The 19,662-nt window shown below is 41.6% G+C and carries 17 protein-coding genes; all 17 read left to right on the forward strand.

Translation table 11 applies throughout. The features are described from left to right. The first annotated feature begins 1 nt into the window (after nt 1). The 17 genes from NQ503_RS06080 to NQ503_RS06160 all read left to right on the forward strand — a co-directional run bounded on the left by NQ503_RS06080 (nt 2) and on the right by NQ503_RS06160 (nt 19,661). Nucleotides 2–2,008 carry an efflux RND transporter periplasmic adaptor subunit gene (locus tag NQ503_RS06080; RefSeq protein ID WP_005426459.1) on the forward strand — a complete coding sequence of 669 codons (2,007 nt, stop codon included), beginning with the start codon at nt 2–4 and terminating at the stop codon, nt 2,006–2,008. 14 nt (nt 2,009–2,022) lie between these two features. Then, nucleotides 2,023–3,279 carry an ABC transporter permease gene (locus NQ503_RS06085; RefSeq protein ID WP_005426456.1) on the forward strand — a complete coding sequence of 419 codons (1,257 nt, stop codon included), beginning with the start codon at nt 2,023–2,025 and terminating at the stop codon, nt 3,277–3,279. Nucleotides 3,280–3,438: 159 nt separating this feature from the next. Beyond that, nucleotides 3,439–4,308 carry a DegV family protein gene (locus NQ503_RS06090; RefSeq protein WP_005426453.1) on the forward strand — a complete coding sequence of 290 codons (870 nt, stop codon included), beginning with the start codon at nt 3,439–3,441 and terminating at the stop codon, nt 4,306–4,308. A gap of 14 nt (nt 4,309–4,322) precedes the next feature. Further along, nucleotides 4,323–6,089, forward strand: a complete 1,767-nt coding sequence (argS, locus tag NQ503_RS06095; protein ID WP_022388010.1) for an arginine--tRNA ligase — start codon at nt 4,323–4,325, stop codon at nt 6,087–6,089. Between the two features lie 155 nt (nt 6,090–6,244). After that, on the forward strand, nt 6,245–7,537 hold the full coding sequence (locus NQ503_RS06100; protein WP_118035015.1) for a protein kinase domain-containing protein: 1,293 nt from the start codon (nt 6,245–6,247) through the stop codon (nt 7,535–7,537). Then, nucleotides 7,497–8,384 carry a hypothetical protein gene (locus NQ503_RS06105; protein ID WP_044925903.1) on the forward strand — a complete coding sequence of 296 codons (888 nt, stop codon included), beginning with the start codon at nt 7,497–7,499 and terminating at the stop codon, nt 8,382–8,384. The genes NQ503_RS06100 and NQ503_RS06105 overlap by 41 nt, the downstream gene beginning before the upstream one ends. A gap of 51 nt (nt 8,385–8,435) precedes the next feature. Further along, nucleotides 8,436–9,083 carry an HAD-IA family hydrolase gene (locus tag NQ503_RS06110; RefSeq protein WP_005426448.1) on the forward strand — a complete coding sequence of 216 codons (648 nt, stop codon included), beginning with the start codon at nt 8,436–8,438 and terminating at the stop codon, nt 9,081–9,083. Between the two features lie 68 nt (nt 9,084–9,151). Beyond that, entirely contained in the window at nt 9,152–9,910 is a 759-nt protein-coding gene (locus NQ503_RS06115; RefSeq protein WP_242650172.1) for a CPBP family intramembrane glutamic endopeptidase, read from the forward strand. 288 nt (nt 9,911–10,198) lie between these two features. After that, complete coding sequence (locus tag NQ503_RS06120; RefSeq protein WP_022388005.1) at nt 10,199–10,570, forward strand: GntR family transcriptional regulator; 372 nt, start codon at nt 10,199–10,201, stop codon at nt 10,568–10,570. Continuing rightward, nucleotides 10,567–11,469, forward strand: a complete 903-nt coding sequence (locus NQ503_RS06125) for an ABC transporter ATP-binding protein (protein WP_005426444.1) — start codon at nt 10,567–10,569, stop codon at nt 11,467–11,469. Before NQ503_RS06120 ends, NQ503_RS06125 begins: the two co-directional genes overlap by 4 nt. Then, nucleotides 11,444–13,711 carry a DUF6449 domain-containing protein gene (locus NQ503_RS06130; protein ID WP_005426443.1) on the forward strand — a complete coding sequence of 756 codons (2,268 nt, stop codon included), beginning with the start codon at nt 11,444–11,446 and terminating at the stop codon, nt 13,709–13,711. The genes NQ503_RS06125 and NQ503_RS06130 overlap by 26 nt, the downstream gene beginning before the upstream one ends. A 9-nt stretch (nt 13,712–13,720) precedes the next feature. After that, nucleotides 13,721–14,494, forward strand: a complete 774-nt coding sequence (locus NQ503_RS06135; RefSeq protein WP_005426442.1) for a pseudouridine synthase — start codon at nt 13,721–13,723, stop codon at nt 14,492–14,494. 428 nt (nt 14,495–14,922) lie between these two features. Then, entirely contained in the window at nt 14,923–15,651 is a 729-nt protein-coding gene (gene rpsB / locus NQ503_RS06140) for a 30S ribosomal protein S2 (protein ID WP_015541316.1), read from the forward strand. Nucleotides 15,652–15,681: 30 nt separating this feature from the next. After that, nucleotides 15,682–16,623 (forward strand): translation elongation factor Ts, encoded by a 942-nt coding sequence (gene tsf / locus NQ503_RS06145; RefSeq protein ID WP_005426440.1) that lies wholly within the window; start codon nt 15,682–15,684, stop codon nt 16,621–16,623. Between the two features lie 168 nt (nt 16,624–16,791). Further along, entirely contained in the window at nt 16,792–17,298 is a 507-nt protein-coding gene (locus tag NQ503_RS06150; protein ID WP_005426439.1) for a gamma carbonic anhydrase family protein, read from the forward strand. Between the two features lie 57 nt (nt 17,299–17,355). Further along, on the forward strand, nt 17,356–17,832 hold the full coding sequence (locus tag NQ503_RS06155) for a S24/S26 family peptidase (RefSeq protein WP_005426437.1): 477 nt from the start codon (nt 17,356–17,358) through the stop codon (nt 17,830–17,832). 101 nt (nt 17,833–17,933) lie between these two features. After that, nucleotides 17,934–19,661 (forward strand): ABC transporter ATP-binding protein, encoded by a 1,728-nt coding sequence (locus NQ503_RS06160; protein WP_242650171.1) that lies wholly within the window; start codon nt 17,934–17,936, stop codon nt 19,659–19,661. Nucleotide 19,662 lies beyond the last annotated feature (1 nt).

Below are 19,662 nucleotides of genomic sequence, written 5' to 3' on the forward strand. Positions count from 1 at the left end.
CATGAAGAAAAAAATCATCATAGGTATCCTGATCGCAGCTCTGGTCGCAGGAGGATCTGCCGGCGGAGCAGTCTATTATAAAAAGTCTCATCAGAAAACGGTGTCTGTTGTAAGCGTTGACAGTCTGGCCGGTCAGTATTACATGGATGATACAAATCTTAATGGAAATATTGTTACCAGTGCGACGCAGAGTGTTAACATAGACAAAGATATGATCATTAAGGAGGTCTATGTATCAAAGGGGGATTCCGTTAAAAAAGGGGATCAGTTGATGTCTTTTGATATGACACTTGTTCAGATGGAACTGAATATAGCCAAGCTGAAACAAAAACAGCAGGAACAGGATCTGAATAAAGCGATTAACAGGCTGAGCAGCCTGAAAAACGGCGGTAAGATAGAAGAAAGTGATGGGGAGACACTGGATACTTCCGGCAGCACATCGGATGATACAGATACAAGCAGTGCGATGGATGACAGTAATGAAACTGCTTCGACGGGTGGAAGTGTGAAGGGCAATTATCTGGCTGCAATTATCCAGCCGGTTCTGGCGGCTGCTGTGGAGAAGACAGATATAGAATCTGCAAATACAGAAGAGACTGCTGTTGAGGATTCCGAAAGTGCAGCTGCACAAACACAGGGAACAGAGAGCGGCTCTGAGAACAGTTCAGATGGAAATGCAGATTCATCAGACAACAGTAGTACAGATGTGAAGGTTGAGTTTGAAGAGCCGGATACGACAGGAAATGATACCACAGTAACGATCAGTCCGGAGCCGACGAATATACCGGATGATAATGCCGATGAAGATTTCACAGACGAAATCGAGATCGTTGACACAGAACCGGATACTGGAACAGATGATCTGACGGATGGAAGTCCGATGTTTTATCAGGTTCTGGATGAAAATACAGAACCCTATACCGGAACAGGTACAGAGGATGATCCATATGTATTCCTCTGCAGTTCTGCAAAAGGCTATGTAGTTGCGAAGGGATCCTTTTTGAATAAAATGGCTGCTTTTCAGGCTGATGGTACGAAGGAACCTGGCAGAGAAGGATACTGGTATCAGCTGGAGTTTCATCAAAATGATACGATAACAAATCTGCTGGACCGTAAAGAATCCTGCACAGGCTATTATCTTGTAGATGGAGGCCTGCTGGAAAAAATGGTAACCGATAACTCTGAAGTTGAGTTTTCGCTGGACGGGGCATCTCATTATGAGAAGCCACCGGCTGATGGAGGCGGAGACGGAGGCGGCGGTGGAGATGATGGTGGTTCGGCATCTATCTCACGTGATGAGGCGATCAAGATTCAGCAGACTAAGATTGACAGCCTGAAACTGGACATCAGAGAAAGTAAACTGAATATTGAGAAACTCGAGAAAAAAGTAAAAAAAGAGGTAATATACAGCAAGCTGGACGGAACGGTTGCAAAAGTAGGCGATCCGGTGACTGGCGCATCTGATGGAAATTCTTTTATGACGATCAAAAGCAAAGAAGGTTACTACGTAAAAGGTACAGTCAGTGAACTGATGCTGGATCAGGTTAAGGAAGGTACGATACTGAACTGTTCAAGTCAGAATGGTGATTTTGAAGCAGAGGTGATCGATGTATCTGAGTATCCGGTTTCAGGTGATAATTATTCCGGCAATGGAAATCCAAATGTATCTTATTATACATATATTGCAACGATTCCGGACAAAACCGTCAAAGTATCGGACGAAGACTGGCTGACGATTTCTCTGACAAATAATACACAGAGCAAAGGAATTGTTCTGGACAGGGCATTTGTACGGTCAGAAAATGGAGCCAGTTATGTATACAAGGATGACAACGGAGTGCTGAAGAAACAGGTGCTTACCGTAGGTGGTAATGTAAATGGCGGCTACAGTGTACTGATAACCGGTGGAATCACCAGAGATGATAAGATTGCTTTTCCGTATGGTGACACGGTAAAAGAAGGTGCAAAGACCAAGGAAGTTTCTTCCAGTGAGATCTATGGATATTAGAAAGGTGGTATTTTATGCTTGAAAATATGAGGATATCCATTCAGGGAATCTGGTCTCATAAAATGCGATCTTTTCTGACTATGCTGGGTATCATTATTGGTATTGCATCGATCATTGCGATCGTGTCTACGATCAAGGGAACAAGTGAACAGATCAAAGAAGACCTGATCGGTGCGGGAAATAATACAGTTTCTGTGAGTCTGAATTATGGTGACAGTGATTATGATCCGGAGTATGGAATGACCGATGGTACGGAACCGCCGCTTCTCTCAGATCAGCAGAAAGAAGATGTTATGAATCTGGATCATGTGGAGAATGCGACATTCTTTTACAGCCGTACATATACCAGCAGCGTATATTATGAAAATACCAGTTTTCAGGGTGGAAGTATTTATGGAATTGATATGAATTATCTGGATACCTGTGGATATATGGTAAGATCCGGCCGTGGTTTTATACAGAAGGATTATGATGAGATGCGAAAGGTTGTACTGGTAGACAGCAATGCGGCAGATAATCTCTTTGCAGGAAAAGATCCTGTTGGAAAAACAATAGAGATTGGATCCGAACCGTTTACCGTTATTGGTGTGGTAGAACAGAATGATGATTATCAGCCAAATATCAAAACCATTGATGAGTACAATCAATATTATCAGATGATCATGGGAACAGTCATGATTCCGAATAAATGCTGGCCCATGGCATTTAAGTTTGATGAACCTGAGAATGCCGTGATCCGAGCAGATTCAACGGATAATATGAGTTCCGCCGGAAATGCAGCAGCGGATATTATGAATCAGGGAATCAACACCAATACATCCAAGTACAAATATAAAGCGGATGATGTAATGCAGCAGGTCAAGAACTTGCAGAAACTCAGTGAGAGCACCAATACACAGCTGATCTGGATTGCAAGTATTTCATTGTTGGTCGGAGGTATCGGCGTTATGAATATCATGTTGGTATCCGTCACTGAACGAACCAGTGAAATTGGTCTGAAAAAAGCAATCGGTGCACGAAAGAAAGTGATTCTGTTTCAGTTTTTGACAGAAGCCTCCATGCTGACAAGCATTGGAGGAGTGATCGGAGTTATTGTTGGAATTGCACTTTCCAAAGTGGTATCGGAACTGTCGGGGGCTCCGACAGCTATCAGTATACCGGCGATCATTGGTTCCGTTCTTTTTTCCACATTGATTGGCGTGATCTTTGGATTACTTCCGTCAGTCAAGGCTGCCGATTTAAATCCGATTGATGCACTTAGAAGTGAATGACAGAGGTTGGAGTTTGTTGATCAGAGACAGACTCCAATCTCTTTTTCTGTTATGAGGGGCATTTTTGATATTTTAATTGAGATGGAGAAAAAAATGTGTTAGACTATAATCAATATGCAATGATTCAGATATGAAGTAAAATACATGAGGAGATGCAGTATGAGAAAAATTGCAATTGTAACAGACAGTAACAGTGGTATTACGCAGGATGAAGGAAGAAAACTGGGAATCTCTGTTCTGCCTATGCCTTTTTATATTAACGATGTGATGTATCTGGAAGGAATCACTCTTTCACAGGAAGATTTTTATGAACGTCTGAAAAATGATGAATCCATATCTACTTCACAGCCGAGTCCGGCTGAAGTATGTGGTTTATGGGATAATCTGCTGGAAGAGTATGATGAGATTGTACATATTCCGATGTCCAGTGGACTGAGTGCGTCCTGTGATACAGCTACCATGCTTGCCAGAGATTACGATGGCAGAGTGCAGGTTGTTAATAACCAGAGAATCTCAGTTACGCAGCGTCAGTCAGTACTTGATGCAATAGCATTAAGAGATGCAGGAAAGAATGCGGCAGAGATTAAAGAAAAACTGGAAGAAGAGAAGATGGAGTCAAGTATCTATATTACTCTGGAAACTTTGAAATATCTGAAAAAAGGTGGAAGAATCACTCCGGCTGCAGCTGCGATCGGAACGGTTCTGAATCTGAAGCCTGTTCTTCAGATCCAGGGAGAGAAGCTTGATGCATATGCAAAAGTCCGGGGTAAGAAGCAGGCAAAGAGGGTCATGATGAAAGCAATGCAGGAAGACTGGGATACACGTTTTAAGAAATATGTAGAATCCGGTGAGATGTGTCTGCAGATAGCTTATGCAGGAAACAAAGAAGAGGCCGAGGAATTCAAAAAAGAAGTTCAGGCAGCATTTCCTGGAATGGACATCCATATGGACCCACTTTCTTTAAGTGTTGCATGCCATATCGGACATGGAGCACTTGCTGTTGCATGTTCAAAGAAAGTAACTGTATAAAAGGAGTCAGAAAAATGAAAAAACTTATGGAATTAATGGCAGAAGAACTTGCTTCTGCTTTTGAAAAAGCCGGATACAATCCGGAGTACGGTAAAGTTACCGTTTCCAACAGACCGGATTTATGTGAATTTCAGTGCAATGGAGCCATGGCAGGAGCCAAAGCATACAAGAAAGCACCATTTATGATTGCAGATGATGTAGTTTCATATCTGAAAGACAGTCAGATCTTTGCAATGGCAGAAGTTGTGAAGCCAGGATTTATCAATCTGCGGGTTAAAGAAGAATTTCTTGGTGATTACCTGAAGAAAATGGCAGCAGATGAGAAATATTCTGTAAAAACTGCTGAGAAACCGAAGACGATCATTATCGACTACGGCGGACCGAATGTTGCAAAACCACTTCATGTAGGTCATCTTCGTTCTGCGATCATTGGTGAGAGTATCAAGCGTATCGGACGTTTTGTCGGACACAAAGTGATCGGTGATGTACATCTTGGAGACTGGGGTCTGCAGATGGGACTGATCATTACAGAACTGAAACACCGCAAGCCGGAACTGGTTTATTTTGACGATACTTACGAAGGAGAATATCCGAGGGAAGCACCGTTTACCATCAGCGAACTTGAGGAAATCTATCCATGTGCAAGTGGTAAATCCAAAGAAGACGAAGAATACCGTAATGAAGCTCTTGAAGCAACACATCAGCTTCAGCAGGGTAAACCTGGATATATGGCTCTCTGGAATCACATCATGCAGGTTTCTGTTACAGACCTCAAGAGAAACTATGCAAACCTGAATGTTTCCTTTGATCTGTGGAAAAAGGAATCTGATGCACAGCCGTATATTCCGGATATGGTTCAGAAAATGAAAGACCAGGGATTTGCATATGAAGATCAGGGAGCACTGGTAGTAGATGTCAAAGAAGAATCTGATACCAAAGAAATTCCGCCATGTATGTTGTTGAAATCAGACGGAGCTTCTCTGTATACCACAACAGATCTTGCAACGATCGTAGAGCGTGTCAAACTCTTTGATCCGGATGAAATTCTTTATGTAGTAGACAAGCGTCAGGAACTTCATTTCATTCAGGTATTCCGCTGTGCAAGAAAGACCGGACTTGTAAAACCGGAGACGAAACTTTCTTTCCTTGGATTTGGTACCATGAATGGAAAAGACGGAAAACCGTTCAAAACAAGAGAGGGCGGTGTTATGCGTCTGGAAAATCTCATCGCAGATATTGACGAAGAGATGTTCCATAAGATTGTCGAGAACAGAAGTGTCAAAGATCAGGATGCAAAAGAAACAGCGGAGATTGTAGGACTTTCTGCAATCAAATATGGTGACCTGTCCAATCAGGCAACCAAAGATTATGTGTTTGATATTGATCGTTTCACTTCCTTCGAAGGAAATACAGGTCCGTATATCCTGTATACGATCGTTCGTATCAAATCCATTCTCAATCGTTATAAAGAAGAAGGTGGAAACCTTGAAGCAGGAGAAATCCTTCCGGCTGTCAATGCAAGCCAGAAGAACCTTATGCTGGAGCTGACAAAATTCGGAAGTACCATTGAGAATGCTTTCGAAGAAAAAGCACCGCATAAGATTTGTGCATACATTTATGAAGTATCCAATGCATTCAACAGTTTTTACCATGAGACTAAGATTCTCAGCGAAGAAAACCAGGCACAGAAAGAATCTTTCCTGAAACTTCTCGGTCTTACAAAAGATATACTTGAAACAAGCATCGACCTTCTTGGTTTCTCAGCACCGGATCGTATGTGATTGAAATTAAAGTCTCACCTCCCGTTTTGGAAGGTGAGATTTTTTTAGAAAAAATTTATTATTTCTCATTCTTTTTTATGCTATACTTATTTCATCTCAAAATTCTATAAGTTGGAGTTCCCAACATTTTTCCATACAGATATTTATAAAAATCAGTGAAAGGAGCGATCAATATCGATCTAACAGGAATCATACTGAAAGGACGCTACTGCATCGTTGAACAGATTGGCAGGGGCGGCGAAGGTTCCATGTATCTGGCACGTGATCTGGAACTTGGTATTTTTCGTGCGGTGAAAGAGCTGCCTGCCAGCAGCAGAAGAGAGGCCGGACTGCTCAGACTTCTTGAACATCCCTGTCTGCCAAAGATGATCGATTACGCAGAGAGGGGTAACTTTTGTTACATCATCATGGAATATATACATGGCAGATCTCTGGAAGAGTATATGCGGGAAGGATATGTTTTTTCCATAGAGGAGATACTGTGCATAGGTGATGTGACCTTGCAGGTACTGGAATATTTTCATTCCAGGAAACCGGCAGTTTTTTATGGGGATCTGAAGCCGGCAAATATAATGATGACAGATCAGAAACGCCTTTATCTGGTAGATTTTGGAAGTGCGGTTTTTTCATATAGTGCTTCTTATAAAGAAACAAAGGGAACAAGAGGATATGCTGCCCCTGAACAGCTGCAAGGAAAGATAAGTGCAGCCAGCGATTTTTATGCACTTGGAAAAACAATGGAAGTGCTTTGTGGCAAAAAAAAATTCCGGTATTTTTTGAAATGTCCTGCTTTGGGGAAATTTATTTTCAGATGTTGCCGTACAGAGCCGGAGAAGCGCTGGCAGGGTACCGCGGAGGCAAGAAATGAATTATGTAAAATTCATCCGCTGAATTTGCGGCTGAAAGCTGTACTTTTCCCGCTGGCGGTAGCTTTGGTGGTGTTTGTGGCTGTTCTGGGTTCAGGATTAGACAGAGAAAAACTGCCAGAGCTGTCGCAGATGCTGACACCGGTGACCGCGCAGTATTTTACCATGGAATATCAGACTGGTTCTGCAATATGGAAAGAGAAAATACATGTTCACATAGAAAAAGAGCTGCAGAATTTGCAAAAAGTTTATCAGAAGACACAGGATCAGATTCGAATTCTGGAACTGCTTGCGTGGAACGGGCAGCTGGCAGACAAAGCAGATCATGCAGAAATCTACTATCGGCAACTGTTAACATATGAGCCGGAGTATAGTAAGGGCTATCTGGAATATGGATTATTTTTGTGCAGACAGGGCAGATATCAGGAAAGCAGAGCAGTATACAGACAGTGGAAAAACAGGGCAGAAGAAAAAAGAATGCAGATAGCAGATGCATTTGCTGAAGAATGGCAGGAATGGAAGAAGGAGGCAGGAATTATTCTTGGAAGGACGAAACAATCTTTTTTGGAAGGTGCTTTTTAGTTTACTGATAATGGCAGTGTATGGAAGTTGTTCAGCTGCATATGCAGCTGAGTTTGGTGGGTTTGAGGTTTCAACAGGGACCGGTGAATATGAAGGAACCGGAGAAGAATGGGAGGATGAGCCGGTATGCAATACACCAGAACAGAATGACAGTAATACTTATGTAGATGAAGCACGAAATGACGGACAGGAATCAGAACAAAATACTTCAGGAACGGTATCCTCATATAATGAGGAGTATGAACAAGTGCCTGTACAGAATTGGAATGCACGGGAAAGTTCCACAACAACTGAAAAAAACCGTTCTTCTGTAACAGAATATACGGAAAGGTATAGAGGAGAGAACGAAAATGTAAGTAGTTCGATCATGGATGAAGACAGAATCATCAAGTCTGAGAGTACGGTAGTATCGATTCCCGCAGAAACGAGTCCGACATGGATACTGACCGTGACTCCAACTCCAACTCCGGTTCCTGCGCCAACAGCAACTTCAATACCGGTATTTACAGAAGTCCCGAAAGAAGAGGTGGAAACAGTAACAGAGTACAAGGAAGAGTACCGTCTGCCGCCTGCAGAATGTCTGCGAAAAATGAAACTCTTATGTTTGAGACAGGAATTGGGAAAGGGAGAATATGCAGAAATTCGAATCAAGAAGAATGCAGTGGTAGAAATTGTAAGTGTACGTGTTAATGGACAGGAAAAAGACTGGGATACAGAGGGAGAAATAGTCAGAGTACATGACCTTGTCAATGAGATAAATCTGCTGGAGATTGCAGCTATGATACCGGCAGATTTTACGTGGACGGGAGAGAAAAAGAATGTTATACTGACCTATAATGTTTTTTAGACGAATTTTTTGATACAAAAGAAAAATTATCTGTAAAAAATCGGAGGAATTATGTATAAAGCAATCTTATTTGATCTGGATGGAACGCTGACAGAGTCAGGTGAGGGAATCACAAAATGCGTGCAGTATGCGCTTGAAAAGCTTGGCAGACCAGAGTCGGATCTTGAAAAACTGAAAGTGTTTATCGGCCCACCACTGATGGAGCAGTTTATGAAGTATGCAGATCTGGATGAAGCAACTGCGCGCAAAGCAGTGGAATATTACAGAGAGCGTTATTCTACAACTGGAATATTTGAGAATTGTCCATACCCAGGTGTGGAAAAGCTGCTTCAGGAATTAAGGAGAAAGAAATACCTTCTGGCAGTTGCATCTTCCAAACCGGAATATTATGTGAAACAGATTTTAGATTATTTTAATTTGACGGAATATTTTGACGAAATTGTGGGAAGTGAAATGAATGGAGCCAGAACAAATAAGACAGAGGTGATTGAAGAAACCTTGAAACGCCTTGGATTGGATCATCACCGTGAGCAGGTGATCATGGTAGGGGATAAGGAGCACGATGTTCTTGGCGCCAGAAAGGCAGGACTTGATTGTGTGGCTGTTTCTTATGGTTATGGGACAGAAGAAGAACTTGCGGCCTCCCAGCCATTGCAGATTGTGGCATCAGCTGAAGAAATCCTGGATTTTTTCGTCTGAGCCCCCGACGCAGACAAAGTCATGTCAGACAGATCTGGAGAGTAGCATATCCCTGTGGGATTCATTTTTTGATTTCACAGATCGTTGGCTACGCAGGTCTGTGGCTGATCATGAAATCTGGCGGGGGAATGGATGCTTATTATCAAAATGCAATTCTTTTTACAGGGCTGACTGGATTACTTGCTATGATTCCCTGTCTGTGGTTTTACAGTAGAGACCGTGCAGCGAGAAAAATTGGCGGACTTGTAACTTCGCAAAAACCATGGCAGTTGAAAATTCCGGAAATGTTACTGTTGCTTGGAATGGGAGCGGCATTTTCTCAGTTTGCCAATATGCTTGTGGGAATACTGCAGTCGGTTTTGAATTATCAGGAATATCAGGAAGCTATGGACCAGCTGATGGAAGGAAAACAAATGTGGTTCCTGATCTTATCTATGGGAATCATAGCACCGCTTGCAGAGGAAATCGTTTTTCGCTGGCTGATCTATCTGAGACTTCGGGATTATATGCGAATGGGAGCAGCTGCTGTAATTTCTGGCCTGATTTTTGGAATCTATCATGGAAATCTGGTACAGGCTGTTTATGCGAGCCTTCTTGGAATAGTGTTTGCATATATTCTGGATATCAGTGGATGTCTGTGGAGCAGTGTGCTATTGCATATGGGGGCTAATATCTGGTCACTGATATCGCCGGATTTGTATACATGGATCATTGCCAGGAATCCGGCTGCAATCATGATATTATTCCTGATCTTACTGATGGTAATGATTTTGGGCTGTTTTTATTTTACAAAAAGAGTACAGGGAAGATCAAAACGAGTTATATAGCAGAGAAAAGTAAAAATTATGATACAAATGAAAAGCTTTCAGATGAAATAAAATCTGGGAGCTTTTTTTACTTTATAGGAAATTACTCCGTAATGTTCCAATAAAGTAAAAAAAGCTCCGCATATAAAGAAATAATGGTAATTAGATTTCGGGGTTTAGAAAGATTTTATAATTATATAATTAGAAAGATTGCTCTTAAGGGGAATATATGATATCATAAGTGTATTAAAACAATTAATACACTAAATACACATGCGAAAAAATGATTTACAGCAGAAAGGAGGGACAATGATAATACTAGATTATCAGGACAGACGTCCGATATATGAACAGATAACTGAAAAGTTCAGGACGCTGATCTATCAGGGAGCATTGCCGGCCGGTTGCAGACTTCCTTCTGTCCGGCAGCTGGCAATGGAATTATCTATCAACCCGAATACGATTCAGAGAGCTTATATGACACTGGAGCAGGAGGGACTGATCTATCCGGTAAAAGGCAAAGGGAATTTTGTTGCAGAGACGCGGCAGATTCAGGAAAAAAGCAAAGAAGATTTTCGAAAAGAATTTCTGGAACTTGTCAGACGTGGAATCAACACAGGTATGACAGAAGAAGAACTGATGACATTGGTTCAGAAAGGGTATGAGGAGGAACAGAGATGATAGAGATAAGGGGATGCAGCAAAGCATTTGGGACGCTTATGGCAGTCAGTAAGGTTTCGCTGGAAATCGGGGAAAGAGAGGTCTTTGGTCTGGTTGGAAGCAACGGTGCAGGGAAGAGTACACTTCTTCGTATGATTGCAGGAATTCTGAAACCTGATGAGGGTGAAATAAAGATTGATGATATGGCAGTATTTGATAATGAAAAGGCAAAAGAACAGGTTTTCTACATATCTGATGATTGCTATTTTCCGACAAACTATACAGCGTTGGATATGGCTGCGTTCTACCAGCTGCATTATCCGAAATTTGAGAAGCAGAGATTTGCAAAACTGATGAATCAGTTCCAGCTTGATGAAAGAAGAAAAGTCGGCAGCTTTTCTAAGGGTATGAAAAAACAGTTGATGGTACTTCTTGGAATCAGTGCAGGGACAAAATATCTTCTCTGTGATGAAACATTTGACGGATTAGATCCGGTAGTACGTCAGGGGGTTAAGAGTTTGCTTGCAGCAGAAATCATGAGCAGAGATTTTACTCCGGTTCTTGCTTCACACAATTTGAGAGAACTGGAAGACATTTGTGATCATGTGGGACTTTTGCATAAAGGAGGCATGCTTTTGAGTAAAGACCTAGAAGATATGAAATTCCATATTCATAAAGTACAGTGTGTTTTGACAGACAGGAAACAGGAAGAGGAATTGAAAAAAGAACTGGACATATTAAAGGTTGACCATCAGGGATCACTTGTATTGTTTACAGCAAGAGGTACGCGGTCAGAAATTATGGCAAAGATACAGGAGAAGAATCCATTGTTCAGTGAAGTGCTTCCACTGACTCTGGAAGAAATATTTATCAGTGAAACGGAGGTGGCTGGTTATGAGATCCAGAATATTTTCTTCTAAATATTTAAAGACAATTTCCAAAGGACAGTTATGGATGCCGGCATTTATAGCACTTGGTTTTTTACTGGCATTTCCGGTGACTGGTATGGTGAAATTGAGTTCATGGAGTGATCTACAATATTCAGCTTTACAAAATCAGATTTTGTATAATAATTTGTGGAAAGATGGTTTTGTGCTGTCGGGTATGATTATTTCATCAATAGCAGCTTTCATAAACAGTGTGAACGGATTTATTTATCTGTATTCTGGCAAAAAAACAGACTATTATCATGGGCTTCCGATGAAAAGAACAGAAATGTTTCTGGAAAGAGTGTTTTCAGGCCTGGTATATTATCTGATGCCATATATCGTAGCAGAATTTCTGATGATCTGCATTGGTGCAGCACGAGGCTTTTTCAGCTTGAGTATTATGGGGATGGCTGTGAAAATGTTCTTCCTGCATATCATCATCTACCTGGTGATCTATTTCAGTATTGTGCTGGTAATCAGTGTGACGGGAAATATGCTGATGGGTATTCTTTGTCTGGGTGGAATGTACTTGTATGGTATTGTGTTGAATCTGATTCTTGTAGCCTATGGACAGTCATTTTGGCAGACCTTCTTCTCGGCGGAATACCAGTATGGTCGCTTTAATGCGCTTTTACATATGGCATCTCCGGGAACGCTGATTCTCAATATGGTCAGTGATTATGCGGAAGGAAAGACAGGAAAATTACTTGCAGCAGTCATTATTCTTGGTGTTATATTTGGAGTCCTGGCATGGACAGCATATAAGAAACGGCCATCAGAATCAGCTGGAAAATCTATGGTTTATTCGTGGATTTCAATCGTAGTGAGATTTATGGTCGTGGTTCCGGGCGGCCTTGCAGTCGGCTGGATATTCTATTCTCTTACTACCGGAAAAGTCAGAATCCTTTGGTGGATTTTCGGAATGATACTTGGAACAGTCATAATACATGGTTTATCAGAAACGATATATCAGATGAGTTTCCAGGGATTTTTTACGAAAAAGTTACAGCTGGTAATTGCAGGGGCACTTGTAGCAGTTTGTGCACTTATTTTCCAGAAAGACCTGCTGCATTTTGACAGCTATATTCCAAAACAGGAAGATATTGCATCCATGAATCTCAACATGATGTCTTTTGACCAGGATTACTATGAGAATGTCCAAAAGACCAAAGATGGAGAATATGAAATAACAGATGCAAATAACTGGGCAGAACCGGCTATGGCATTTGTCGGTAAAAATGGTATAGGTGATCAGACTTATAAGGCTCTTCAGGATATCGTTTCCAGCAATCCCAAAGGTGAGGTGATTGATGGCGATTATACATATTATTCAATTATAAAATATACACTTAAATCAGGAAAAGAGATCTACCGAAAATACTGGATAGGGACGGAGAACTTAAGTGCTCTTGTAAAAGGATTATATGAGGAAGAAAATCTGAAAGAACAGAAATTTGGTTTTCTTAATCTTGATCAGAAATATCTGAAAAATATTGGATTGAATGATGCAAGCGGAAATGGATACAGTATCTTCCAGAATGATTCTGATAAAATGAAACAGCTCCTTGAAGCAATGAAGAAGGATGTCGACGCTGCAACAGCAGAAGATTTCATGCAGGCACCTGAGGTAAAAATGGATTTTGCTTATCAGTTTCCTGGCAAACAGGATGTGAATAATATGATACCAGGTAATACCAATGCAAATGTACAGTATGCGAACTGGATAGTCGGTATTTATCCTTCATTTAAAAATACGCTTGCAATTCTTAAGGAAACAGGTTATCCTCTGACGGTAGAAGATCTGGATATTGAAAAGATCATGCTGAACTATTTTAACGATGAGGATGGTCAGCAGGAAGATGTGACTTATGAGATGCCGGAAGAAATAAAAGCTCTGAAAGAAGCATTGACTGTAAGATATAATGGATACGTTGACAAAGATTCCGAGATCTATCAGAATATTTATGTATCTGTGTATACGGATAAAGGCGAGGCTGTGAATGCATATGGATTGAAGACAGAAAAGCTGCCTGATTTCGTAAAAGAAAAAATTACAGAGATGGGAATCATACAGAGTAGTATGCAGATGGATGCACCGGTAACAAAAGAAGAAACGGTGTATACGGATGACAGCGAAGATATGGTATCACAGGAGATCATAGGTGGAGCAGATGAACCAACTTCAATCTATCTGGAAAGCAGCGGCGATTCAGGTTCATCTGAGACAGAATAAGGAGTAGATATGGCAAAGGCAGTAAGGCTGGACAAATTTCTTGCTGACGCAGGAAAAGGAACCAGAAGTGAAGTGAAAAAATTCATACAGAAAGGGCAGGTTCAGGTCAACGGAGCTCCGGCGAAGAAACCGGAACTGAAGGTTGATCCGGAGAAGGATACCGTTATACTTTCAGGTGAAACAGTCGGTGTGGCACCGGAATTTGTTTATTATCTTCTGAATAAACCAGCCGGCTGCGTCAGTGCAACAGAAGACCGCAATGACAGAACAGTCATGGAATATGTACCTTCCGATCGCAAAGGAATTTTTCCGGTAGGAAGACTTGACAAAGATACAGAAGGATTACTTCTTATTACAGATGACGGTATGCTGGCACATGAACTTCTTGCCCCGGGGAAACATGTGGACAAAACCTATTTTGTCCGCGTGGAAGGAAAGCTTACAGTGGAAAAGATCGAGAAACTGGAAAATGGTGTGGATATCGGCGAAAAAAAACTGACGATGCCGGCTAAGGTAGAAATTGTTGGCGGAAGCTGGGAAGGTGCAGGTGAACCAGAACCAGGGCGCGTCCGCAGAGAAAATCTCCCGGAAGTCTATACAGAACTGCATCTGACGATCCACGAAGGAAAATTCCATCAGGTGAAACGCATGATGGAAGCGGTCGGAACCCCCGTTATCTACCTCAAGAGAATCTCCATGGGTCCCCTCATCCTCCCCGACGACCTTAAAAAAGGAGAATGCCGATCCCTGACAGATGAGGAACTAAGAAAGTTGAAAACATGATACCGATACAGCAAATAAAATATCTTTTGAGGAAATTACAGATGAAAAACATCTCCGTGCAGGTATAGAAATACTCACGAGGCTTTCGTCATGAAGTGCAGGCAAGCTGCCGTCATCAAGCGCACTGTCTGAGGTGAAGCCGAGTTTGCGCGACTGACGGCAAATAAGCGCATGCACTGAATAGAAAACACAGTGGTATTTCTGAACCGCACGGAGAAACTTTCATCGTAAAACTCAAAAATAACTCAAAACCCTCTTTACATAGAGGGTTTTCTTATGCTATACTCTAGAAGTTGCAATGTGCGCAAAACCGCACAAATAAAAATCACGTACAGAGATTCCGATGGATGGTGCCCTTACGGTGTGAGGTTGGGTCCGGATAGAAAATGATCTGTACGGAAGAATTTAACCAAAAAGGAGAACAAATCATGAGCGTTATTTCAATGAAACAGCTTTTGGAAGCAGGTGTTCATTTCGGACATCAGACAAGAAGATGGAACCCTAAAATGGCTCCGTACATCTACACAGAAAGAAACGGAATCTATATCATCGACCTTCAGCAGTCTGTAGGCATGGTTGACGATGCATACAATGCAGTAGCTGATATCGTAGCTAACGGCGGAAACATCCTTTTCGTTGGTACTAAGAAACAGGCTCAGGATGCTATCAAAGCAGAAGCAGAGCGTTGCGGACAGTTCTATGTAAACGAAAGATGGCTTGGTGGTATGCTTACAAACTTCAAGACAATCCAGAGCCGTATTGCAAGACTGAAACAGATCGAAGCTATGGAAGCTGACGGAACTTTCGAAGTACTTCCAAAGAAAGAAGTTATTGAATTAAGAAAAGAACTTGCTAAACTGCAGAAAAACCTTGGCGGTATCAAAGAAATGAAACGCCTCCCAGACGCAATCTTCATCGTTGACCCTAAGAAAGAAAGAATCTGTGTTCAGGAAGCTCATACATTAGGTATTCCGCTTATCGGTATCTGCGATACTAACTGTGATCCGGAAGAACTGGATTATGTAATCCCGGGTAACGATGATGCTATTCGTGCCGTAAAACTGATCGTTTCAAAAATGGCAGACGCTGTTATCGAAGCAAATCAGGGAACAACAGAAGCTGAAGAAGCAGAAGTTGAAGAAGCTACAGAGGAATAATTAATTTAATAATTCCAGGAGGAAAATACAATGGCTATTACAGCAGCTCAGGTAAAAGAATTAAGAGAAATGACCGGTGCCGGAATGATGGATTGTAAGAAAGCTCTTACAGCTACAGATGGCGATATGGACAAAGCAGTAGAATTCCTGCGTGAAAAAGGTCTTGCTACAGCTCAGAAAAAAGCAAGCCGTGTTGCAGCAGAAGGTCTTTGCAAGACTCTTGTTGCTGATGATGAGAAGAACGCAGTTGTTGTAGAAGTTAACTCTGAGACAGACTTCGTTGCTAAGAATGAAAAATTCCAGAGCTATGTTGCAGATGTTGCAGCACAGGCACTTACAACTTCCGCAGCTGACATCGACGCTTTCCTTGCAGAGCCATGGGCACTTGATACAACCAAGACTGTAAACGAAGCTCTTGCAGCTCAGATCGCAGTTATCGGTGAGAACATGCACATCAGAAGATTTGCTCAGGTGAAAGAAGAAAACGGATTCGTTGCTTCTTACACACATATGGGTGGAAAAATCGGCGTTCTTGTAGACGTTGAAACAGATGTTGTTAACGATGCAGTGAAAGAAATGGCTAGAAACGTAGCAATGCAGATTGCAGCTCTGAAACCGCAGTACACAAGCGACAGCGAAGTAAGTGCTGAATATATCGAGCATGAAAAAGAAATCCTTCTTGCTCAGATCCAGAACGATCCGAAAGAATCCCAGAAACCGGAGAAGGTTATCCAGGGTATGATCACTGGACGTATCAAGAAAGAACTCAAAGAGATCTGCCTTCTTGATCAGGTTTACGTTAAAGCAGAAGATGGAAAACAGACTGTTGCTAAATATGTAGAAGAAGTTGCTAAAGCAAACGGCGCTAAGATTGCAATCAAAGGTTTCGTTCGTTTTGAAACTGGCGAAGGTATCGAAAAACGTCAGGATGACTTCGCAGCAGAAGTTGCAGCTCAGGTAGCTGGTAAATAATTTCTGATTTGATTTAAATCAGAACATTTCAATCCCCTGAAATCCAGGGCACCTCATCGAGGTGCGAGGGTTTTGGGGGATTTTTTGTATGGAAAAGGAAAATATCTTGTAATTTTGAGGCTTTTCATTCATAATATATGCAGTACAATTAGAAATGAGTATAAAAATATGGTGAACTACAAAAATGTAAAAATATCAGAAGACGCACGAATAGCGAAACAGTCCGTAATTATTGGTGATGTGACGATCGGACGAGACAGCTGTGTATTATATTATGCAGTGATCCGTGGTGATGAAGCACCAATTGTAATCGGTGAGGAGACCAATATTCAGGAGAACTGCACGGTTCATGTAAGTCATAATAAGCCGGTTTCTATTGGAAACAATGTTACAATAGGGCATAATGCCGTGATTCATAGCTGTACGATCGGAGACCGGACGCTGATTGGAATGGGTGCGGTAATTCTGGATGGTGCACAGATCGGAAACGACTGTATCATTGGAGCCGGAAGTCTGGTAACAAAGAATACTGTGATTCCGGATGGTTCACTTGTGTTGGGAAGTCCGGCGAAAATAAAGAGAAATCTTACCTGGGAAGAGAAACTTGGTAATCTCGAAAACAGCAGAGAATACGTTAAGGTTTCCGGTGAGATGAAAGCACAGGGTATTTTGTAAGTTATTTGCAATATAAATGATGAAAACAGAATATAGGAAAAGATAAAGGAGAGTTCTATGGATCACGAAATTCCTGTCCGTATTGTAGACAACCAGGAATACATGAAGGTTGTCCGCTCAATTCTTGAGGAGGGAAAAGAAGTTCCCCTTGTTGTCACAGGAAACAGTATGATGCCGTTTCTTATTGACAGGAGGGATCAGGTGCTGATAAAAAGGATTGAACGTCCTCTGAAAAAAGGAGATATTGCTTTTTTTCAGAGAGAAAACGGACAGTATATTATGCACAGAATTCACTTTATGCGAAAAGATGACAGAACTGGTGAAAACCAGTTCTATTTTATTGGAGATGGACAGAAAAACATAGAAGGACCTATTAAAGAAACTCGGATTTTTGGCGTAATTACCGGGGTTTTGCGGAAAGGGAAATATTTGGATGAACACACATTTACATGGAGATTTTTTGAGAATATCTGGCGTTATGTGATACCATTTCGTCCCCTGATAATAAAAATATATTCACTTTTTAAGCGTTGAATTGCTTGAGAATCATAAAGTGCAGTGCTATAATTTGACCAAGTTGCGGGTAGTGAATTGTAGAGTGATGAGAAATCAGTAAAGATAAGTGGAGTACTATTTTGAAGCGGTGGATAAAGAAAATCATTGTCAGAATCAGAGAAGGATATCTGAAAGAAATATACAAAGAAATGGTGTGGATGTATCAGTATGTAAAACGTTATTGGTTTTCTATATGTTTTTATATCTTGGCAGGAGTCTTCGGTACCGTTATGGGACTTGGAAGCAGTGTTGTGTCCAAGTATCTGATCGATGCAGTCACCGGAGTCAGGAAAGATAAAATCCTTCTGTTCGCTGTGCTGATCATATGCATGACAGCAGCTGGAATTATCTCGAATGCAGTCATCAGCCGTATTTCAGCCAGAATCAATGTGATGATACAGAATGAGATACAGGCAGATATTTTTGAAAAGATCATACATACAGAATGGAAAGAACTCAAAGATTTTCGAAGCGGAGATCTTTTGAACCGCCTTTCAAATGATGCTGTACAGGTGGCTTCCAGCGTGATCAGCTGGATTCCGAACAGTATTACAAAGCTGGTGCAGTTTATTGGTGCATTTGCGATTATTTTTTATTATGATCCGGTCATGGCAGGAATTGCACTTCTCAGTGCTCCGGTTACGGTGATTTTTTCCAGAAAATTCATGGGGAAGATGCGGACCTATAATAATGAAATGCGCGAGATGACCAGCAGTCTGATGTCCTTTCAGGATGATACTTTTCAGAATATCCAGACAGTAAAAGCCCTTGATCTGACAGGAGTATTTGAAAAGAAGCTACAGAGCCTTCAGAACAGATACAAAGAAAAAATGTTGGATTATAATAAATTTACCGTGTATACGTCTTCCTTTATGTCAGCAATAGGAACCGGTGTTTCGTATATCTGCTTTGGATGGAGCGTGTACAGACTCTGGAGTGGGTACATCACCACCGGAACCCTGCTGATGTTTTTCCAGATGGCAAATTCACTGTCTTCCTCGTTTTCCTCACTGATTCAGATCATACCGGCTGCCATCAACGCTGCTACTTGTGCGGGACGCCTGATGTCGGTTTCGGAACTGGAAAAAGAAAATGCTCTGGATATGGAGAAGGTAGATCGAATTCTGGAAAAAGAGTATAAAGGGATCACGATTGAGTTAAAAGAAGTCAATATTCATTATAAAGACGGAGAGAATGTGATTCACAGGGGGGATTTTATTGCGAATGCAGGTGAGATCACTGCAGTCGTTGGGCCGTCAGGCGAAGGAAAGACAACATTGATTCGCGTATTACTTGGACTTCTGCATCCAATGGAAGGAAGGGCTGAACTTAAGAATGCAGAGGGAATAAAATGCAGACTTTCTGCCGGAACACGAGAATTTTTCAGCTATGTGCCGCAGGGCAATACCATCTTTGCAGGAAGCATTGCTGAGAATATGAGGATGGTAAAAGAAGATGCCACAGATGAAGAAATCAGAGAAGTTCTGGAAATGGCCTGCGCCTATGATTTTGTAAAAAAACTTCCGAAGGGCATGGAAACAGTGGTAGGTGAGAAGGGAAGTGGACTTTCGGAAGGGCAGGCACAGAGACTGGCCATAGCGAGGGCACTCCTGAAAAATGCACCGGTTCTGATTTTGGATGAAGCGACTTCGGCACTGGATATAGATACGGAAGAACGGGTATTAAAAAACATTATGAAGAAGGAGAAAGGCAGGACCTGTGTTGTTACGACACATCGCCCAAGTGTTCTTTCTGTCAGTGATCATATTTATGAAATCAGAGAGAGTCATTTAAAGAAACTGAAATAGG

The sequence above is a fragment of the Blautia obeum ATCC 29174 genome, from assembly GCF_025147765.1.
Lineage (GTDB): Bacteria > Bacillota > Clostridia > Lachnospirales > Lachnospiraceae > Blautia_A > Blautia_A obeum.

What these genes read in the sequence shown, in the direction of transcription:
- NQ503_RS06080 (WP_005426459.1), top strand. Translation starts at nt 2, where the DNA reads ATGAAGAAAAAAATCATCATAGGTATCCTGATCGCAGCTCTGGTCGCA.
- NQ503_RS06085 (WP_005426456.1), top strand. Translation starts at nt 2,023, where the DNA reads ATGCTTGAAAATATGAGGATATCCATTCAGGGAATCTGGTCTCATAAA.
- NQ503_RS06090 (WP_005426453.1), top strand. Translation starts at nt 3,439, where the DNA reads ATGAGAAAAATTGCAATTGTAACAGACAGTAACAGTGGTATTACGCAG.
- argS (WP_022388010.1), top strand. Translation starts at nt 4,323, where the DNA reads ATGAAAAAACTTATGGAATTAATGGCAGAAGAACTTGCTTCTGCTTTT.
- NQ503_RS06110 (WP_005426448.1), top strand. Translation starts at nt 8,436, where the DNA reads ATGTATAAAGCAATCTTATTTGATCTGGATGGAACGCTGACAGAGTCA.
- NQ503_RS06120 (WP_022388005.1), top strand. Translation starts at nt 10,199, where the DNA reads ATGATAATACTAGATTATCAGGACAGACGTCCGATATATGAACAGATA.
- NQ503_RS06125 (WP_005426444.1), top strand. Translation starts at nt 10,567, where the DNA reads ATGATAGAGATAAGGGGATGCAGCAAAGCATTTGGGACGCTTATGGCA.
- NQ503_RS06130 (WP_005426443.1), top strand. Translation starts at nt 11,444, where the DNA reads ATGAGATCCAGAATATTTTCTTCTAAATATTTAAAGACAATTTCCAAA.
- NQ503_RS06135 (WP_005426442.1), top strand. Translation starts at nt 13,721, where the DNA reads ATGGCAAAGGCAGTAAGGCTGGACAAATTTCTTGCTGACGCAGGAAAA.
- rpsB (WP_015541316.1), top strand. Translation starts at nt 14,923, where the DNA reads ATGAGCGTTATTTCAATGAAACAGCTTTTGGAAGCAGGTGTTCATTTC.
- tsf (WP_005426440.1), top strand. Translation starts at nt 15,682, where the DNA reads ATGGCTATTACAGCAGCTCAGGTAAAAGAATTAAGAGAAATGACCGGT.
- NQ503_RS06150 (WP_005426439.1), top strand. Translation starts at nt 16,792, where the DNA reads ATGGTGAACTACAAAAATGTAAAAATATCAGAAGACGCACGAATAGCG.
- NQ503_RS06155 (WP_005426437.1), top strand. Translation starts at nt 17,356, where the DNA reads ATGGATCACGAAATTCCTGTCCGTATTGTAGACAACCAGGAATACATG.